13 protein-coding genes are annotated in these 14,226 nt (G+C 30.3%); 12 read left to right on the top strand and 1 reads right to left on the bottom strand.

Annotation, left to right across the window (positions count from 1 at the left end; translation table 11 throughout):
• Position 1: 1 nt before the first annotated feature.
• From WG951_RS09425 to WG951_RS09410, 4 genes are all read left to right on the top strand, one after another.
• The gene (locus tag WG951_RS09425) at positions 2 to 886 is read left to right on the top strand and encodes a zinc-binding metallopeptidase (RefSeq protein ID WP_105050041.1); all 885 of its coding nucleotides are present in this window, start codon (positions 2 to 4) and stop codon (positions 884 to 886) included.
• A 6-nt stretch (positions 887 to 892) separates the two neighbouring features.
• Positions 893 to 2,122 carry a DUF4302 domain-containing protein gene (locus tag WG951_RS09420; RefSeq protein ID WP_105050042.1) on the top strand — a complete coding sequence of 410 codons (1,230 nt, stop codon included), beginning with the start codon at positions 893 to 895 and terminating at the stop codon, positions 2,120 to 2,122.
• Between the two features lie 168 nt (positions 2,123 to 2,290).
• Positions 2,291 to 2,581, top strand: coding sequence for an HU family DNA-binding protein (locus WG951_RS09415; protein WP_036824254.1), 291 nt, complete (start codon positions 2,291 to 2,293; stop codon positions 2,579 to 2,581).
• 291 nt (positions 2,582 to 2,872) lie between these two features.
• Complete coding sequence (locus WG951_RS09410; protein WP_105050043.1) at positions 2,873 to 4,402, top strand: Rne/Rng family ribonuclease; 1,530 nt, start codon at positions 2,873 to 2,875, stop codon at positions 4,400 to 4,402.
• Positions 4,403 to 5,031: 629 nt separating this feature from the next.
• Here the strand turns inward: WG951_RS09410 and WG951_RS09405 are convergent.
• Positions 5,032 to 6,087, bottom strand: a complete 1,056-nt coding sequence (locus WG951_RS09405; protein ID WP_105050044.1) for an endonuclease/exonuclease/phosphatase family protein — start codon at positions 6,085 to 6,087, stop codon at positions 5,032 to 5,034.
• Between the two features lie 141 nt (positions 6,088 to 6,228).
• Here WG951_RS09405 and WG951_RS09400 point away from each other — a divergent pair, with 141 nt between their 5' ends.
• The 8 genes from WG951_RS09400 to mce all read left to right on the top strand — a co-directional run bounded on the left by WG951_RS09400 (position 6,229) and on the right by mce (position 14,183).
• Positions 6,229 to 8,985 (top strand): carboxypeptidase-like regulatory domain-containing protein, encoded by a 2,757-nt coding sequence (locus WG951_RS09400; RefSeq protein WP_105050045.1) that lies wholly within the window; start codon positions 6,229 to 6,231, stop codon positions 8,983 to 8,985.
• Positions 8,986 to 9,101: 116 nt separating this feature from the next.
• Positions 9,102 to 10,523, top strand: a complete 1,422-nt coding sequence (locus WG951_RS09395) for a DUF5689 domain-containing protein (RefSeq protein WP_105050046.1) — start codon at positions 9,102 to 9,104, stop codon at positions 10,521 to 10,523.
• Positions 10,524 to 10,672: 149 nt separating this feature from the next.
• Positions 10,673 to 11,344 (top strand): TIGR02594 family protein, encoded by a 672-nt coding sequence (locus WG951_RS09390; RefSeq protein WP_105050047.1) that lies wholly within the window; start codon positions 10,673 to 10,675, stop codon positions 11,342 to 11,344.
• 79 nt (positions 11,345 to 11,423) lie between these two features.
• Positions 11,424 to 12,200: a hypothetical protein gene (locus WG951_RS09385; protein WP_105050048.1), complete on the top strand. Its 777-nt coding sequence runs from the start codon at positions 11,424 to 11,426 to the stop codon at positions 12,198 to 12,200.
• 55 nt (positions 12,201 to 12,255) lie between these two features.
• Complete coding sequence (locus tag WG951_RS09380) at positions 12,256 to 12,891, top strand: hypothetical protein (RefSeq protein WP_105050049.1); 636 nt, start codon at positions 12,256 to 12,258, stop codon at positions 12,889 to 12,891.
• 1 nt (position 12,892) lies between these two features.
• On the top strand, positions 12,893 to 13,123 hold the full coding sequence (locus WG951_RS09375) for a hypothetical protein (protein WP_105050050.1): 231 nt from the start codon (positions 12,893 to 12,895) through the stop codon (positions 13,121 to 13,123).
• 98 nt (positions 13,124 to 13,221) lie between these two features.
• On the top strand, positions 13,222 to 13,701 hold the full coding sequence (locus WG951_RS09370) for a hypothetical protein (RefSeq protein WP_105050051.1): 480 nt from the start codon (positions 13,222 to 13,224) through the stop codon (positions 13,699 to 13,701).
• Positions 13,702 to 13,772: 71 nt separating this feature from the next.
• Positions 13,773 to 14,183, top strand: a complete 411-nt coding sequence (mce, locus tag WG951_RS09365; RefSeq protein ID WP_105050052.1) for a methylmalonyl-CoA epimerase — start codon at positions 13,773 to 13,775, stop codon at positions 14,181 to 14,183.
• Positions 14,184 to 14,226: the final 43 nt, after the last annotated feature.

Below are 14,226 nucleotides of genomic sequence, written 5' to 3'. Positions count from 1 at the left end.
TATGAAAAAAATAATATATATATTCATAGCAGCAATGTGTTCTACAGCTATTTTTACAAGTTGTGAAGAAACAGATTTGCCGTCTCCAGATAAAAGTGTAATTAAAGTAGAGAATGGTATTGAAAACCAATTCGATGTTTTTTTAAGAAGAGAGTTTGTTTCTAAGTATAATGTAGAATTGTTATATAAATTACCAGATATTGAATCTGATTTAAATTATTATGTAGTACCATCAGATTATGAGAAATCTATAAAGATGGCCAATTTAATAAATTATTACTTTTTTGATCCTTTTAAAGAAGTAGGTTCGTTAGATTTTATAAAAAAAACAACACCTAAAATGTTTGTTTTAGTTGGGTCTGGAGCATATAATAACAACGGTACCGTACTTTTAGGAACTGCAGAAGGTGGGTTAAAAGTTGTTTTGTATGATATAAACAGTATAGATGTAACTAATATAGAGGTTTTAAATGACCGTTATTTTAGAACTATCTATCATGAGTTTGGGCATATCTTACATCAAAATAAGCCATATACAAGAGATTTTGAAAAAATTACGGGTACTACTTATGTTCAAGATGAATGGAGTACAATTTGGGGGTCAGGAGAATCTTTAGAGGCAGGATATATAAGTAATTATGCTAGTAATCAACCAAGTGATGATTTTGTAGAGTTAATTGCTCATTATATAACTAAATCTCCTACAGAATGGTCAGATATCATTACTGCAGCAGGTGATGAAGGAGGTCCGATAATTACACAAAAATTAACAATTATAAAAAGTTACCTAAAAGAAAGTTGGAATATTGATATGGATGATTTACGAGATAATATTCTAGTAAGGCAACAAAACTTAAATAACTTAGATTTAGATAACATAAATTAATTTAATATGAAAAAATATATAATAAAATCTTTACTATTAATTTTCATTACCGTTTTAATTATTTCATGTGACGATAATGAATCAAGAGTATTTGATACATCCCCTTCTGAAAGAATAGATGCATCAATTGATGAATATTCAAGCTTGTTAAACTCGTCAGAGAATGGTTGGGTGTTAGAATATTACCCAGAATCTAACCAGCAATTCGGTGGATTTAATTATGTTATTAAGTTTAAGGAGAATGAAGAGTCAACTGTTTTTTATGAAGGAGCAGACGATATTACTGTATCTGAGTCTTCTACTTATGATATTATTGCTTATGGTGGTGCAGTTTTAACATTTAATACGTATAACAAATACATGCATGAGTTTGCAAATCCTAGTGGTGCGCTATACCAAGCAAAACAAGGAGATTACGAATTTGCTTTTCAATCAAATGAAAATGATGTAATTACTCTAAAGGGTATAAAATCTGGTAATACAATGAGCTTGTTAAAGCTTACTGAAACACCAGAAGAGTATTTAGCAAAAGTAAATGATATTAGTTACAGTATTTCTTTGGCTTCAGGTATAGCTATTAACGGAGAAGATTCTTCAGTAAGTTTAGGAAATCGTCATATTTCTTTTACCACAGCTGAAGAAGAAATTAATATGGCGTATATTTTTACAACTACGGGTATTAAATTATACGAATCAATTACTATTGCAGGTAACGTTATAAGAGAATTTACTTTAGATAAAGCTCAAAGCCAATTAGTATCTCTTGATGGTAATGTTGTTATCGATTTAATTGTTGCTCCTTTTAATATAAACCAAGATTGGAGTATTGACACTACGTTAGCTTCTGATACATCTGCAGATTTTTTTAGTAAATATGCAGGTATATATGGTGCTAATGGAGCTATTTATGGAGAAACTTTAGAGAGATCAATTTCAATTGGTAACACTGTTAATGGTAGCGGTCTTCAATTTCGTTCAAAGGCATCAGCAACAACAACGTGGACTGCTGAGTATAATTTAGCTTTTTCACCTATAGTAGGTAAACCAAATCAGTTAGCTATTGCTAAAGTTGGTGAAGGTTTAAATTGGTCTTTTTACACACATTTAAATCCTCTGTTAGATTATGTTGTTGATAATGCACCATATACTGCAGAACCAAATACACCAGCAAACCCAACGGAAGTTAAATTAACTAGTACAGTTGATGCAAATGCTTGGTTTGTTATTAAACTATAATAGTATCAATACTTTAAGTGAAAAAATCTAAGATTTTAATCTTAGATTTTTTTTCGCTTAATAACTTTTACTTTTTTTACATTAAACTGCTTGGAATTGATTAATTATCATATATTTGCATCCGCATTTTTGAAAGTAAATTAATAAAAATATAGTAAAAATAGAGACATGACGAAAGCAGATATCGTATCAAAAATTTCAGATAAATCAGGGATTGAAAAAACAGATGTATTAGCAACTGTTGAAGCATTCATGACTGAAGTTAAAGATGCATTAGAAAATGGCGACAACGTTTATTTAAGAGGTTTTGGTAGTTTTATTATCAAAACAAGAGCAGAAAAAACTGGGAGAAATATTTCTAAAAATACTACAATTAAGATTCCAGCACACAATATTCCAGCCTTTAAACCGGCAAAAACTTTTACAGAAGGAGTAAAAAGTAAAGTAGTAGTTAAGTAACACACACAATATTAATCTAAATCTTAACAGATTTAAAAAATCGTAACATTATGCCAAGTGGTAAAAAAAGAAAGAGAGCTAAGATCTCTACACACAAAAGAAAGAAAAGAGCTAGAGCAAATAGACACAAGAAAAAGTAAGCATCCGCTTACTTTTTCGTTTATAGTTTAGCACAAAAAAAACAACAAGTTCATTGACATAAGAGGTTAAAAAAACCTCACACGGTATTACAAATACCTGACAATATTAACCCATCTGCACAATTATGTGTAGTGTTAAAACCATTTCAGTATGAAAACAGAATTAATAATTCGTTCAAATTCATCTGATATTGATTTTGCCTTATTAAGAGATGGAAAACTTATTGAATTAAATAATGAAACTAGTGATAACAAATTCTCGGTTGGCGATATATTTTTAGCCAAAATAGGAAAAGTTTTAACTGGTTTAAATGCAGCCTTTGTAAATGTAGGGTACCCAAAAGACGGGTTTTTACATTATCATGATTTAGGTGCGCAAGTAAACTCATTAAATACATTCATTAAGAAAGTAAGCACAGGTAAGTATAAAGAATTCACTTTAAAAAACTTCCAAAAGGAAGAAGACATTAACAAAGACGGTAGTATTAACCAAGTACTAAAAACAGGGCAAAACCTATTAGTACAAATTGTAAAAGAACCTATTTCTACAAAAGGACCCAGACTAAGTTCTGAGTTATCAATAGCAGGTAGATATTTGGTTTTAGTTCCTTTTTCTAACCGAGTTTCTGTTTCTCAAAAAATAGCAGACCCAAAAGAAAAAGAACGTTTAAAAAGATTAGCAAAGAGCATTAAACCGAAAGGGTTTGGTGTTATTTTAAGAACTGTTGCCGAAGGAAAAAAAGTAGCAGAATTAGATAAAGATTTGCAAAACTCATTAGAACGTTGGGTAAGAATGTGTAAAAGTATACCTAATACAAACACACCAACAAAAATTTTAAGCGAGTTAAACAGAGCATCTTCTATATTAAGAGATGTAATGAATGATTCTTTTACAAGTATTGTAACAAATGATGAAACTTTGAAAGAAGAAATAAAAGAATATTTACAAGAAATTTATCCCGAAAAGGAAAAAATTGTAAAATTACACAGATCCGAAACTCCTATTTTTGAAAAATACGGAATAGAAAGACAAATTAAAACATCATTTGGTAAAACAGTTTCTATGAGTAGAGGTGCCTATTTAGTAATAGAGCACACAGAAGCATTACACGTTATTGATGTAAATAGCGGAAACCGTTCTAACAAAGCTGGCTCTCAAGAAGATACTGCATTAGAAGTAAATTTAATTTCAGCTACAGAAATAGCACGCCAGTTACAACTGCGTGATATGGGAGGAATTATAGTTGTAGATTTTATTGATATGCACAAAGCTGAAAACAGAAATAAACTATTTCAGCATCTAAAAGACCAAATGGCTTTAGATAGAACAAAGCACAAAATATTACCTCCAAGTAAATTTGGATTGGTACAAATTACAAGACAAAGGGTAAGACCCGAGTTAAGTATAAAAACTACCGAAGCCAACCCAAACAAAAATGGAGAAGTAGAAGCACCAATAGTTTTGTTAGACAAAATTGAGGCAGATTTAGAGAAGTTTATGTCAAACTCTAAAGACGGGAAAATACAGTTAAATGTACATCCCTTTATTGCAGCTTATCTAACAAAAGGAGTAAATTCTATACGTTTTAAATGGTATTTAAAACACAAAAAGTGGATTACAATTATACCTCGTGACGCTTACACATACTTATATTATAAATTTAAAACTTCAAAGTCTTAAAGTCTTATAATATAAAGGCAATAATTTTTTATCAAAAAACCCCGTAACTTTTTTAGTTACGGGGTTTTTCTGTTTTATAAGATTTTTGTAATTATACAAAATACACCCAATTTGTCATTTCGAACATAGTGAGAAATCACATATTAAGTTTCATTTATTTAACCATGTTATTTTTGGGCGTTCCCACAAGGGGCAGGCTTTCGCACTCGCTTTTTTTGTAGAAAAAACAAAAAAGAGCTCAAACAATTGCTCTATCCTTAACGCGTAGTGAATATTATTTTGTAAGATTCTTAAAATCTAATTGGTTGTAAATCACTCAGCCCCTTCAGGTTTTTAAAACCTGAAGGGGCTTTTATAGAGGCCTCTTAACAGTGATTTCTCAATAATATTTACAAGTTATATGAGATTTCTCCATCGCTTAAAAAAGCTCATTTCGAAATGACAAACTATGTAGTTGTTAGGTGTATAAATGGTTCTTTTCACTCAAAAAAAAGATCCAAGCTTGTCACTTCGAAGTACTGAGAAGTCTCATAACAGTGATAACCTAACACCAACCAAATCCCATAAAAGTTCTCTCAAAACGTTAAAATGACAACCTAAACGCAAAGAAATACGTTGTAATTATAAAACTATTTAGCCTCTTTAATTAAATATAAATAAACAGGATAATGATCAGAATACCCACCCGTATACCCACCGTTAGAAAAACTTCTAAAAGGATATCCTTTGTATTTTCCTTTTTTAGTAGTTAAAAAACGTTTGTTAAAAATCATCGCTTTGTACATTTTATAAGTAGAAAAATCTTTTTCACCTTTATTTAATAAAGGCGACGTAAAGAAAATCATGTCAAATAAATTTATTTTATCCCTGTATTTTAAAGTGTTAAAACCTCTTCTAAACATGTCTTCATAAGGGTTGTACAAATCTCCTTCGTTTACGTTTTTCTTTCTGCTTTTTGTTTTTAATACATTTTTAAAACTAGAATTTATAGGATCATCATTAAAATCGCCCATAATTAAAATTTTAGCGTCCTCGTCTTGCTCTCTAACCTGCGCTATTATTTTTGTGTTCTGGTAGGCTGCTTTTTCTCTGTTTGGTCTACTTGCGGCTTCTCCGCCCCTTCTAGAAGGCCAATGGTTTACAATGATGTGTATCAATTCATCATCTAGGTAACCAGAAACTAATAATTGATCTCTAGTGTAAACTGGGTAATTATCTTTAAATATCTTCGGGTTAAAGGCTTCGTGATGAATAGGATTAAAATATTTTTTCTGATATAACAAAGCAACATCGATCCCTCTTTTATCAGGAGAATCGTAATGTATAATTCCGTAATTATTTTTTATTAAGTGTTTAGAGTGTATTAAATCTTCTAAAACATTTAAATTTTCTACTTCAGAAACTCCTATAATTGCCGGACTTGTATTGGTTTTATCTGCACCAATTTGAGCAATTGTGCTACTCAGTTTTTCAATTTTATCCCAATAAACCTTAGATCTGTTCGATTTTAACTCCATCATCGGGCTTGCCTCATCATTTTTATTTACATCATTAATGGTGTCAAATAAGTTTTCTAGATTGTAAAAAGCAATGGTTCTAATTTTATATTTTTTTCCATTTTTCTGAGCATTACAAGTAGTAATAGACAATACTAGCATAAAAATAAAAAACAATTTATTTTTCATTTTGTTGTGTTTTTTAATCTTGTAAAAGTAAGAAACTAAAGTGGTTTTAGGTGTTAAGCATCAGGTTTTTAAGTGGTTTAAATATTTTTTTACTAACTTTAAGTGCAAAAGAAAAAAGAAAATTTAGAGTAAAAATTAGTTATGAAAAAAATTGTTATGGCAACTTGCTTGCTATTAGCTTCATTTTCTGACCTTTATAGTCAGGGTGTTGTAAAAGGTCTTGTTTTAGACAATAATTCTAAGAAACCTCTAAAGGGAGTTTCTGTTAAATTACAAAATGCATCAAAAAATAGTATAACAGATTTTAATGGTAATTTTTTAATAGAAAATATCCAAAACGGAACCACTGTTTTAGAGTTAAAATTGATGGGGTATGAAACTCAAAATATTCCCATAGAACTGTTTGGTAAAACGCTAAATTTAGGAAGTATCTTTTTATTTAAAGAGGTTGTAGAAAATCAAGATTTAAGTTTAATTACGCTTTCTGATGATGAGTTAAATGATGATGCAAGTGCTGCCGATAATATTTCTGGACTCTTACAATCATCAAAAGATGTTTTTCTTAGAACTGCTGCTTATGAGTTTAGTTCCTCTTTTTTTAAGATAAAAGGACTAGATTCTAGAAACGGAAAAGTGCTGATAAACGGTATAGAGATGAATAAAATCTATGATGGTAGGGCACAATGGAGTAATTGGGGAGGCTTAAATGATGTGTTAAGAAACCAAGAATTTAGAAACGGTTTATCGCCTTCAGATGTTACTTTTGGAGGTCTTTTAGGTGCAACCAATATGAATACAAGAGCATCAGAACAAAGACCTGGGTTACGAGTTTCTTATTCTTCATCAAACAGAAGTTATCAGCATAGAGCCATGGCAACCTATGCTACGGGGATGTTAAAAAACGATTGGGCTTTTACTTTTTCTGGAAGTGGTAGAATAGGAAACGAAGGTTTTAATGACGCAACTTCGTACAAGGCGTATGCTGTTTTTGCATCCGTAGAAAAAAAGTTAAATGATGAAAGTAGTATTAATTTTACAGGGATTTTTACACCAAACAGAAGAGGGAAATCATCTCCAAACACACAAGAAGTTTTTGATTTAAAAGGAATAAAGTACAATGATTATTGGGGTTTTTTAGATGGAAAAAAAAGGAATTCTAGAATTAAGGAAGTCAGTGAACCTATTTTAATGCTAAATCATTATTGGAATATTACAGAAAAAACTTCTATAAACACCAATATTGCTTATCAATTTGGTAAGATAGGCAACAGTAGAATCGATTATAATGGAGGTGCTAACCCAAGTGCCGCTTATTATCAAAATTTGCCAAGTTATTTTTTAAGAAATAACGATTTTGAAGGTGCTTATAATGCTGAAAATAATTTTAAAAAAGACGGACAAATAAATTGGAATCGGATTTTTGATGCAAATAAAACTAATGAAACTGCAGGTTTAGAAAATGCTTATGTTTTGTATGAAGATAGAAATGATGATAAACAATTTACTATAAATTCTATTTTAAATACAGAGGTAAATGACAATGTTTCCTTAAACGCAAAAGTAGAATATAAACAATTACGGTCTCAAAATTTTGCAGAAGTTATCGATTTGTTAGGTGGAGTTGGCTACTTAGATATAGATCCTTTTGGGGCTACAGAAGATGAAAAACAAAATGATCTTTTAAACCCAAATAGACTAGTAGGTAAAGGTGACCAATTTAAGTATAACTTTAATTTAAATTCTGATCTAATTTCTGCCTTTGCACAAGCGCAATTTCAATACCATAAAATTGATTTTTTTGCAGCTCTAAAAGTTGCGAGTACCACTCATCAACGAGAAGGTTTGTATAAAAACGGAAGTTTTTCTGAGAATTCTTTAGGTGCATCCGAAGCACAGAAATTTATAGATTATGGATTTAAAATGGGGGCAACGTATAAAATTACGGGGCGTCATTTGGTAGATATAAATGCAGCATATATTACTGAGGCACCAACTCTTAGAAATACATTTTCTAACTCAAGAGAAAATAACAATGTGGTTTTAGGTTTACAAAGCGAAAAAATACTTTCTACGGATGTGAGTTATGTTTATAGAAGTCCAATTATTACATCAAAAGTAACAGCGTATTATACCTCTGTAAAAGATGCAACGGAGATTTCGTTTTATTTTGCAGATGGAGTTGGAGGAGATAACACAGCCTTTGTGCAAGAGGTTTTAAATGGAATTAGTAAAAAACATTTGGGTTTAGAACTGGGGGTAGAAGCGCAACTAACATCAACGTTTAAATTAAAAGGAGCTGCGTCTATTGGGCAATTTACTTATGATAATAATCCTAATTTATACTTAACCACAGAAGCAGATACAGAATCTTTGGATGCGGGTTTTGTAGACGGATTTAAAGATTTTGGCAAGACTAATCTTAAGAATTACAAATTAGCTGCCGGACCTCAAAATGCGTATTCGGTTGGTTTTGAATATCGTGACCCAAATTATTGGTGGGTGGGTGCTACTTTAAATTTTTTCAGCAACACATTTATAGATATTTCCCCTTTAAATAGGTCTCGAAATTTTTATACAGATGATGATGGTTTGCCTTTTTTAGAATATGATAATGAGATTGCAAAAGGACTTTTAACGCAAGAGAAATTCAACGATTATTCTGTTGTAAATTTTGTTGGAGGAAAATCTTTTATCATTAATAAACATTATGTAAGTTTTTTTGTAACGGTAAATAATTTGTTGAATAAAACCTACAAATCTGGCGGATTTGAACAAGGAAGAAATGCCAACTACAGACAATTATTAGAAGATAAATCTTTAGATAAACCTGTTTTTGGTAATAAGTATTGGTATGGTAGAGGCGCAACTTATTTTTTAAATGTAAGTGTGTCGTTTTAATCGCAGGGCGATAGCCAAGGGTTTAATTCTCGAGGCTTGTCTCGGAATTAAAAAGCATGTTTGGGAAGCATACCTCGTACCCTTGAGGGGAGGTTGTTAATTAAAAAAAAATAAAGATGAAAAAGAATAAAATAACCGCAATAGTTTGGACGCTTGTACTAAGTATCTCTTTTATAACCTGTGTAGAAGATGGAAACTTTACAGTGCCAGAAAGTTTAGGAAATGAAGAAAATGAAGCTGTAAGTAATATTTTAGATAGTATTGCTGCCGGATCGCTTCAATTAAAAACGATACAACAGCTAAAAGAATTGTATATAATTGGGGATAATCCTTTAGAAATTACTTCTGACATTGTTGTAAAAGGATATGTAATTTCTTCGGATAAATCTGGTAATTTTTATAAAGAGTTTTATGTGCAAGATGCTCCAGAAAACCCTACTGCAGGCATAAAAGTAGCTTTAAATTTAAGCAACAGTTATAATAAATTTAATATTGGTAGAGAAATTTACATTCGTTTAAAAGGGCTGTATGTTGGCGAAATTAATTCGGGAGATGGTAATATAACCATCGGAGGAAAAGTAAGTACTACAGATCTTAATGAAATAGAAAACGTAACAACAAACCAAATTCCAAATCATATTTTTAGAACAGAAACAACTAAAGAAATTGTACCAAAATTAATTGATTTTGCAGGTATTAATGAAACTAATATAGGAACTTTTATTGCTTTAGAAAATGTGTTTTTCGATGCTAAATTAGGAGGTAAATCGTATGTAGACCCAAAAGAAGATTTTGATACACAACGTAAAATTCAAACTTGTTTAGGGTTAGGATATGATTATATATGGTTAGAAACGAGTTCTTTTTCTCGTTTTTCAACAGAAACCTTACCCGAAAAAGCAGGAAGTATAAAAGCGATTGTTTCTAAAAATTTTAATGGAGATTTAATTGTGCTTAATTTAAATGATACGGGTGGTGTTTACATGAATGATGAAAGATGTACACCTTTACCAATAGAAGAGTATACGACAATTTTGTTAGAAGAAAATTTTGATACTGAGTCTGGTGAAATAGATGTTTTAAATTGGATTAATTATAGAGAAGAAGGAACAAAATCTTGGAGGTCTTATACAGATACCTATTCGCAAAGTAAGGCTGCGCGAATGAATTCTATTAATTCTGGAGATGAAAGCACAATTACCTGGTTAATTACTTCGGGCATTAATTTAGATGCAACAATACAAGAATTTTTGTCTTTTGAAACTTCTAATAGTTTTGGTAATGGAAGTAATTTACAAGCTTTAATTTCTACAGATTTTGATGGAATTGAAAGCAATATACATACGGCTACGTGGGCTGTTTTACCCGCAAAAATAGTTTCTAATGGCGAGAATTATAAGAGTTGGGTGCATTCTACCTATATCGATTTATCAAATTATTCGGGTACAGCTTTTATCGCTTTTAAATATACCGGAAATGGTAATGTGAATTTTGATGGTACTTATGAGTTGGATAATATTAGTGTTATTGCTAAATAACTACTATCTAAGAGGTGTTTCCCTTACCTAAAAAAGGGAAAAACACTTTTCTTAATTAATGAATTTTACTACTGTTAATCAGTTGTTTACCTTTTATTGTCCTTTTTTTTTATTGCAATTTTGATGTATTGAAAATTAAAAGCGGTAAGATGAAAAATTTATTAAGTGTTGCAATTAATGAAATAGGGGTAAAGGAAATAGCAGGAAGTAGACATAGCAAGCGCATTTTAGAGTACGCAAAAGAATCTGGTTTTCCTTGGGTTAATGATGATGAAACTCCTTGGTGTAGCATTTTTATGAATTGGGTAACTAAAAAAGCCGGATTAAAAAATAGCAACTCTGCAGCTGCACGTTCTTGGCTAAATGTAGGCGAATCGGTAAATAATCCAGAACCTGGTGATGTGGTTGTTTATTATAGAGGAGACTTTAATTCATGGCAAGGTCATGTTGGTATTTTTATGGGGTTTTCTGCAGATGGAAGCAGAATTTACACTTTAGGAGGAAATCAATTAGATGCCGTATCTATTTCGGCTTATGCAGCCGATAAATTATTAGGTTTTAGAAGATTAAATCCCAGTAGAAAACCAATTTTACCAAAACCAATTTTAAAAAGAGGATCTAAAGGAGAAGAAGTTGTAAAGCTGCAAAATATCTTAAAAAGTCTAGACTACGCTGTAGGAACTTCAGATGGAGACTTTGGCCCAAAAACACAAAACGCACTTATCTTATTACAATCTACAGAATTTGGTAGAGAAGCTAACGGAGTTTATGATGAAGGTACCAAAATATACATCAATTCTTTATTAGAAAATAGAAGCTAATCAATTTAAAAATAAAACCAAACGGCGGAAACCGAAAAGCCATTTTTAAATAGAGTAGGTAAAATTAAAACTAATTATTATGTCAGCAATACAAGTTGCGTCTCAGGTAGATAAAATAAATTTCCCTGAGTTTACAGCCAGTTTAATAACTGGAGTATTTGATGCTATTACAGCAAATCAAATAAAACAAATGGCTGCTTATACAGAAATGTTGAGTAAAGTAAGTAAATCACTAACTTCATTTGTAAATGAAACAAAAGATGATATTACTGGGGGAGAATTATTAGAATTTTTATCTAATACTTTTAGTTATGAAAAAGGGAACGCTGTTAAAACAATGCAGTATGGTGAGGTGTATGATAAACTTCAAAAAGGTACGGCTATTGATAACGAAGCTAAAACGAAATTAACAGATGAGTTAACGGTAAAAGATGGTGCTAATGTAATTGTTCCGGCTATTAGTAAAACAGGCTTTTTAGATGCTGTAAAAGCAAGAATTTCAGAAAACAAGTATAAATTACTTCGTGATATGATGAAATTAGGATATCAAAAATTAGTTGTAAAAGATGGTAAAGTAGAAACCAAATTAGAATTCTTTACACAACAGTATGAATATGATGTACAAAATACATCAGAATTTGAAAGAAAAAATAGAAGTTGGGGCTTTGGAGGTAGTTTTAAAGGAGGCTTTTTAGGTGGTATTTTAGGGATTAACGGTGGTATTTCTAATACGTCTACTAAAGTTAGCACCGTAAATACTAGTAAAGTAGATATGTCTAATACAACAGTAGATATATTTGGACATGTTAGTATTAATTTTAAGTCAGACTTTTTTCCATTAGCAAATTTTCAATAATCATTACAAAAAGGCTATTTAAAATTTTAAATAGCCTTTTTAAAAATTTATACAAATGAAAGTACAAGAAACGGGTTTCGTAGAGTTTGTAACAGATTTAATTAGCAGTACGGTAGATGCAGTTATAAGCTCTCAAATGGATCAGGAAAAAAAACAAATTGAGTTAAAGCAAGACCTTCTGTTAACTAAAGAACAATTTATTTTTAAGTATGATTTATTAAACAATGCAAAAGATATTTTAGGAGATAAAGTTACTAAGGAAGAAATAGATACTTATGTAGATGAGTATATAGAAAGCCATAAAGCAATTTTAAAACAATATTTTGATAAAAATGCTTTAAAAGTAATTGTAGATAGAGGTAAGGTAAGTGCAAAACTTATTTTTTCTTTTTTTGATGACAATTCAGAAGACACTAAAAAGAAAACAACAAAAACAACCCTTAATAAAGATATTAAAAAAGCAAATGTGCTTAGAAATTTAGGTAGGTTAACATCGCCTAAAGAAAGGTTATTAGATGCCAAAATGGATAAAATTATTTATGCAAACAAAAATCTATCAGTTAGAGACAATGCATTAACAGGTAGAAAAATGATTGTAAAAACGGTAGATACTAGCAATAAAGATATGTTAGATTTAAAAACAGATATTATAAGTAGTGTAGAGTTTTCTTTTAGAACAATTGTAGAATAAAATGGATATTGCAGATCAATTGACGGTGCTTTATAAGCAAATAGACATCATTGTTAAACGTGTTAGAGCATTTAATAGCAATAATCAACTTATAATAGACTCATTTGTAATCAATTTATATTCAGAAGAAATATCACAATTAAAAAGAAAAATTGTGTTAGAAAAAGGAATTCAATATGTTTTTAAAGAAAATAATTTAGAAATTAGATTTTCTGAAGAATATTTAAAGTAAAATAATTAAGATAAAGTGTTTCTTTTAGGATTAGGTGTTTTTCCTCTTTTAGAAGCCTCTATCAAGACATACTTTTGTTAAAAAAAAAGAAAAAGGTTATGGAAACAAGTGTACTAGAAAAACCATTACAAAGTAGTAATAGTTTTAGTTTAACAGCAGAATTAAGGGAGGTAACTACAAACGGAATTGTAAATTTTAATTCTAAAAAAGAAAAATTTAATGATCATTCATTTTGGAGTGGTAGCAAACTTGTTTTTCCGGTTTATGGAGTTTATAAGGTTTCTTGGGGATTTCATCAAGATTCTATAAATACTTTTTACAAAGAGCATCATACAGAATTAGTTTTAATTATAAATAATAAAATATACGAAGATAAAGCAGCTATAACTTCAAAAACGCCATGTTTTCATGCTGTAAAATCATCTCATAAAACAATTACTTTTCTATTTAGAGAAAATGAAACGTTGTCATTAAGTGCCCACGCTTTTAATATTGATAACCCTAAAATAAGAGATGTTTATTTAAAAGTAGAAAAGTTATATGTTGAGGAAAATAATGAATTTGGTTATGAAAGTTAATTGCTGTAATTATAAAAAGGCAAAGAAAGTCGCTTTAATTTAGATTGAAGCGTTTTTCTTATTTTTACCCTATGGATAAAATAGAACATATTGGCATTGCTGTAAAAGATTTAGAAAAGTCTAATCAGTTATTTGCTTCACTTTTTGGGAAACCACACTATAAAACGGAAGAGGTTGCTTCTGAAGGTGTAAAAACTTCTTTTTTTCAATCTGGTCCCAATAAAATAGAATTGTTAGAAGCTACACATCCAGAAAGCCCTATTGCTAAGTTTATCGAGAAAAAAGGAGAGGGAATTCATCATATTGCTTTTGCTGTTACAGATATAAAAGCAGAGATAGAAAGACTTCAAAAAGAAGGTTTTGTGGTTTTAAATAAGCAGCCAAAAAAAGGAGCAGATCATAAATTAGTTGTTTTTTTACATCCAAAATCTACCAATGGAGTTCTTATTGAGTTATGTCAAGAAATAGATTCGTTAAAATAATGCTAACAGTTACGGTAACTGCATTCTAATTATTATCTTGCAA

Source organism: Polaribacter butkevichii (assembly GCF_038024105.1).
In the GTDB taxonomy this organism is placed as follows: domain Bacteria; phylum Bacteroidota; class Bacteroidia; order Flavobacteriales; family Flavobacteriaceae; genus Polaribacter; species Polaribacter butkevichii.
Note: the sequence above shows the minus strand (reverse complement) of the source record. Positions and strands in the feature narration are given on the sequence as shown.

Coding starts and splice junctions, on each gene's coding strand:
- mce (WP_105050052.1), top strand. CDS start 13,773: ATGGATAAAATAGAACATATTGGCATTGCTGTAAAAGATTTAGAAAAG.
- WG951_RS09410 (WP_105050043.1), top strand. CDS start 2,873: ATGAAAACAGAATTAATAATTCGTTCAAATTCATCTGATATTGATTTT.
- WG951_RS09400 (WP_105050045.1), top strand. CDS start 6,229: ATGAAAAAAATTGTTATGGCAACTTGCTTGCTATTAGCTTCATTTTCT.
- WG951_RS09425 (WP_105050041.1), top strand. CDS start 2: ATGAAAAAAATAATATATATATTCATAGCAGCAATGTGTTCTACAGCT.
- WG951_RS09415 (WP_036824254.1), top strand. CDS start 2,291: ATGACGAAAGCAGATATCGTATCAAAAATTTCAGATAAATCAGGGATT.
- WG951_RS09380 (WP_105050049.1), top strand. CDS start 12,256: ATGAAAGTACAAGAAACGGGTTTCGTAGAGTTTGTAACAGATTTAATT.
- WG951_RS09370 (WP_105050051.1), top strand. CDS start 13,222: ATGGAAACAAGTGTACTAGAAAAACCATTACAAAGTAGTAATAGTTTT.
- WG951_RS09395 (WP_105050046.1), top strand. CDS start 9,102: ATGAAAAAGAATAAAATAACCGCAATAGTTTGGACGCTTGTACTAAGT.
- WG951_RS09375 (WP_105050050.1), top strand. CDS start 12,893: ATGGATATTGCAGATCAATTGACGGTGCTTTATAAGCAAATAGACATC.
- WG951_RS09405 (WP_105050044.1), bottom strand. CDS start 6,087: ATGAAAAATAAATTGTTTTTTATTTTTATGCTAGTATTGTCTATTACT.
- WG951_RS09420 (WP_105050042.1), top strand. CDS start 893: ATGAAAAAATATATAATAAAATCTTTACTATTAATTTTCATTACCGTT.
- WG951_RS09390 (WP_105050047.1), top strand. CDS start 10,673: ATGAAAAATTTATTAAGTGTTGCAATTAATGAAATAGGGGTAAAGGAA.
- WG951_RS09385 (WP_105050048.1), top strand. CDS start 11,424: ATGTCAGCAATACAAGTTGCGTCTCAGGTAGATAAAATAAATTTCCCT.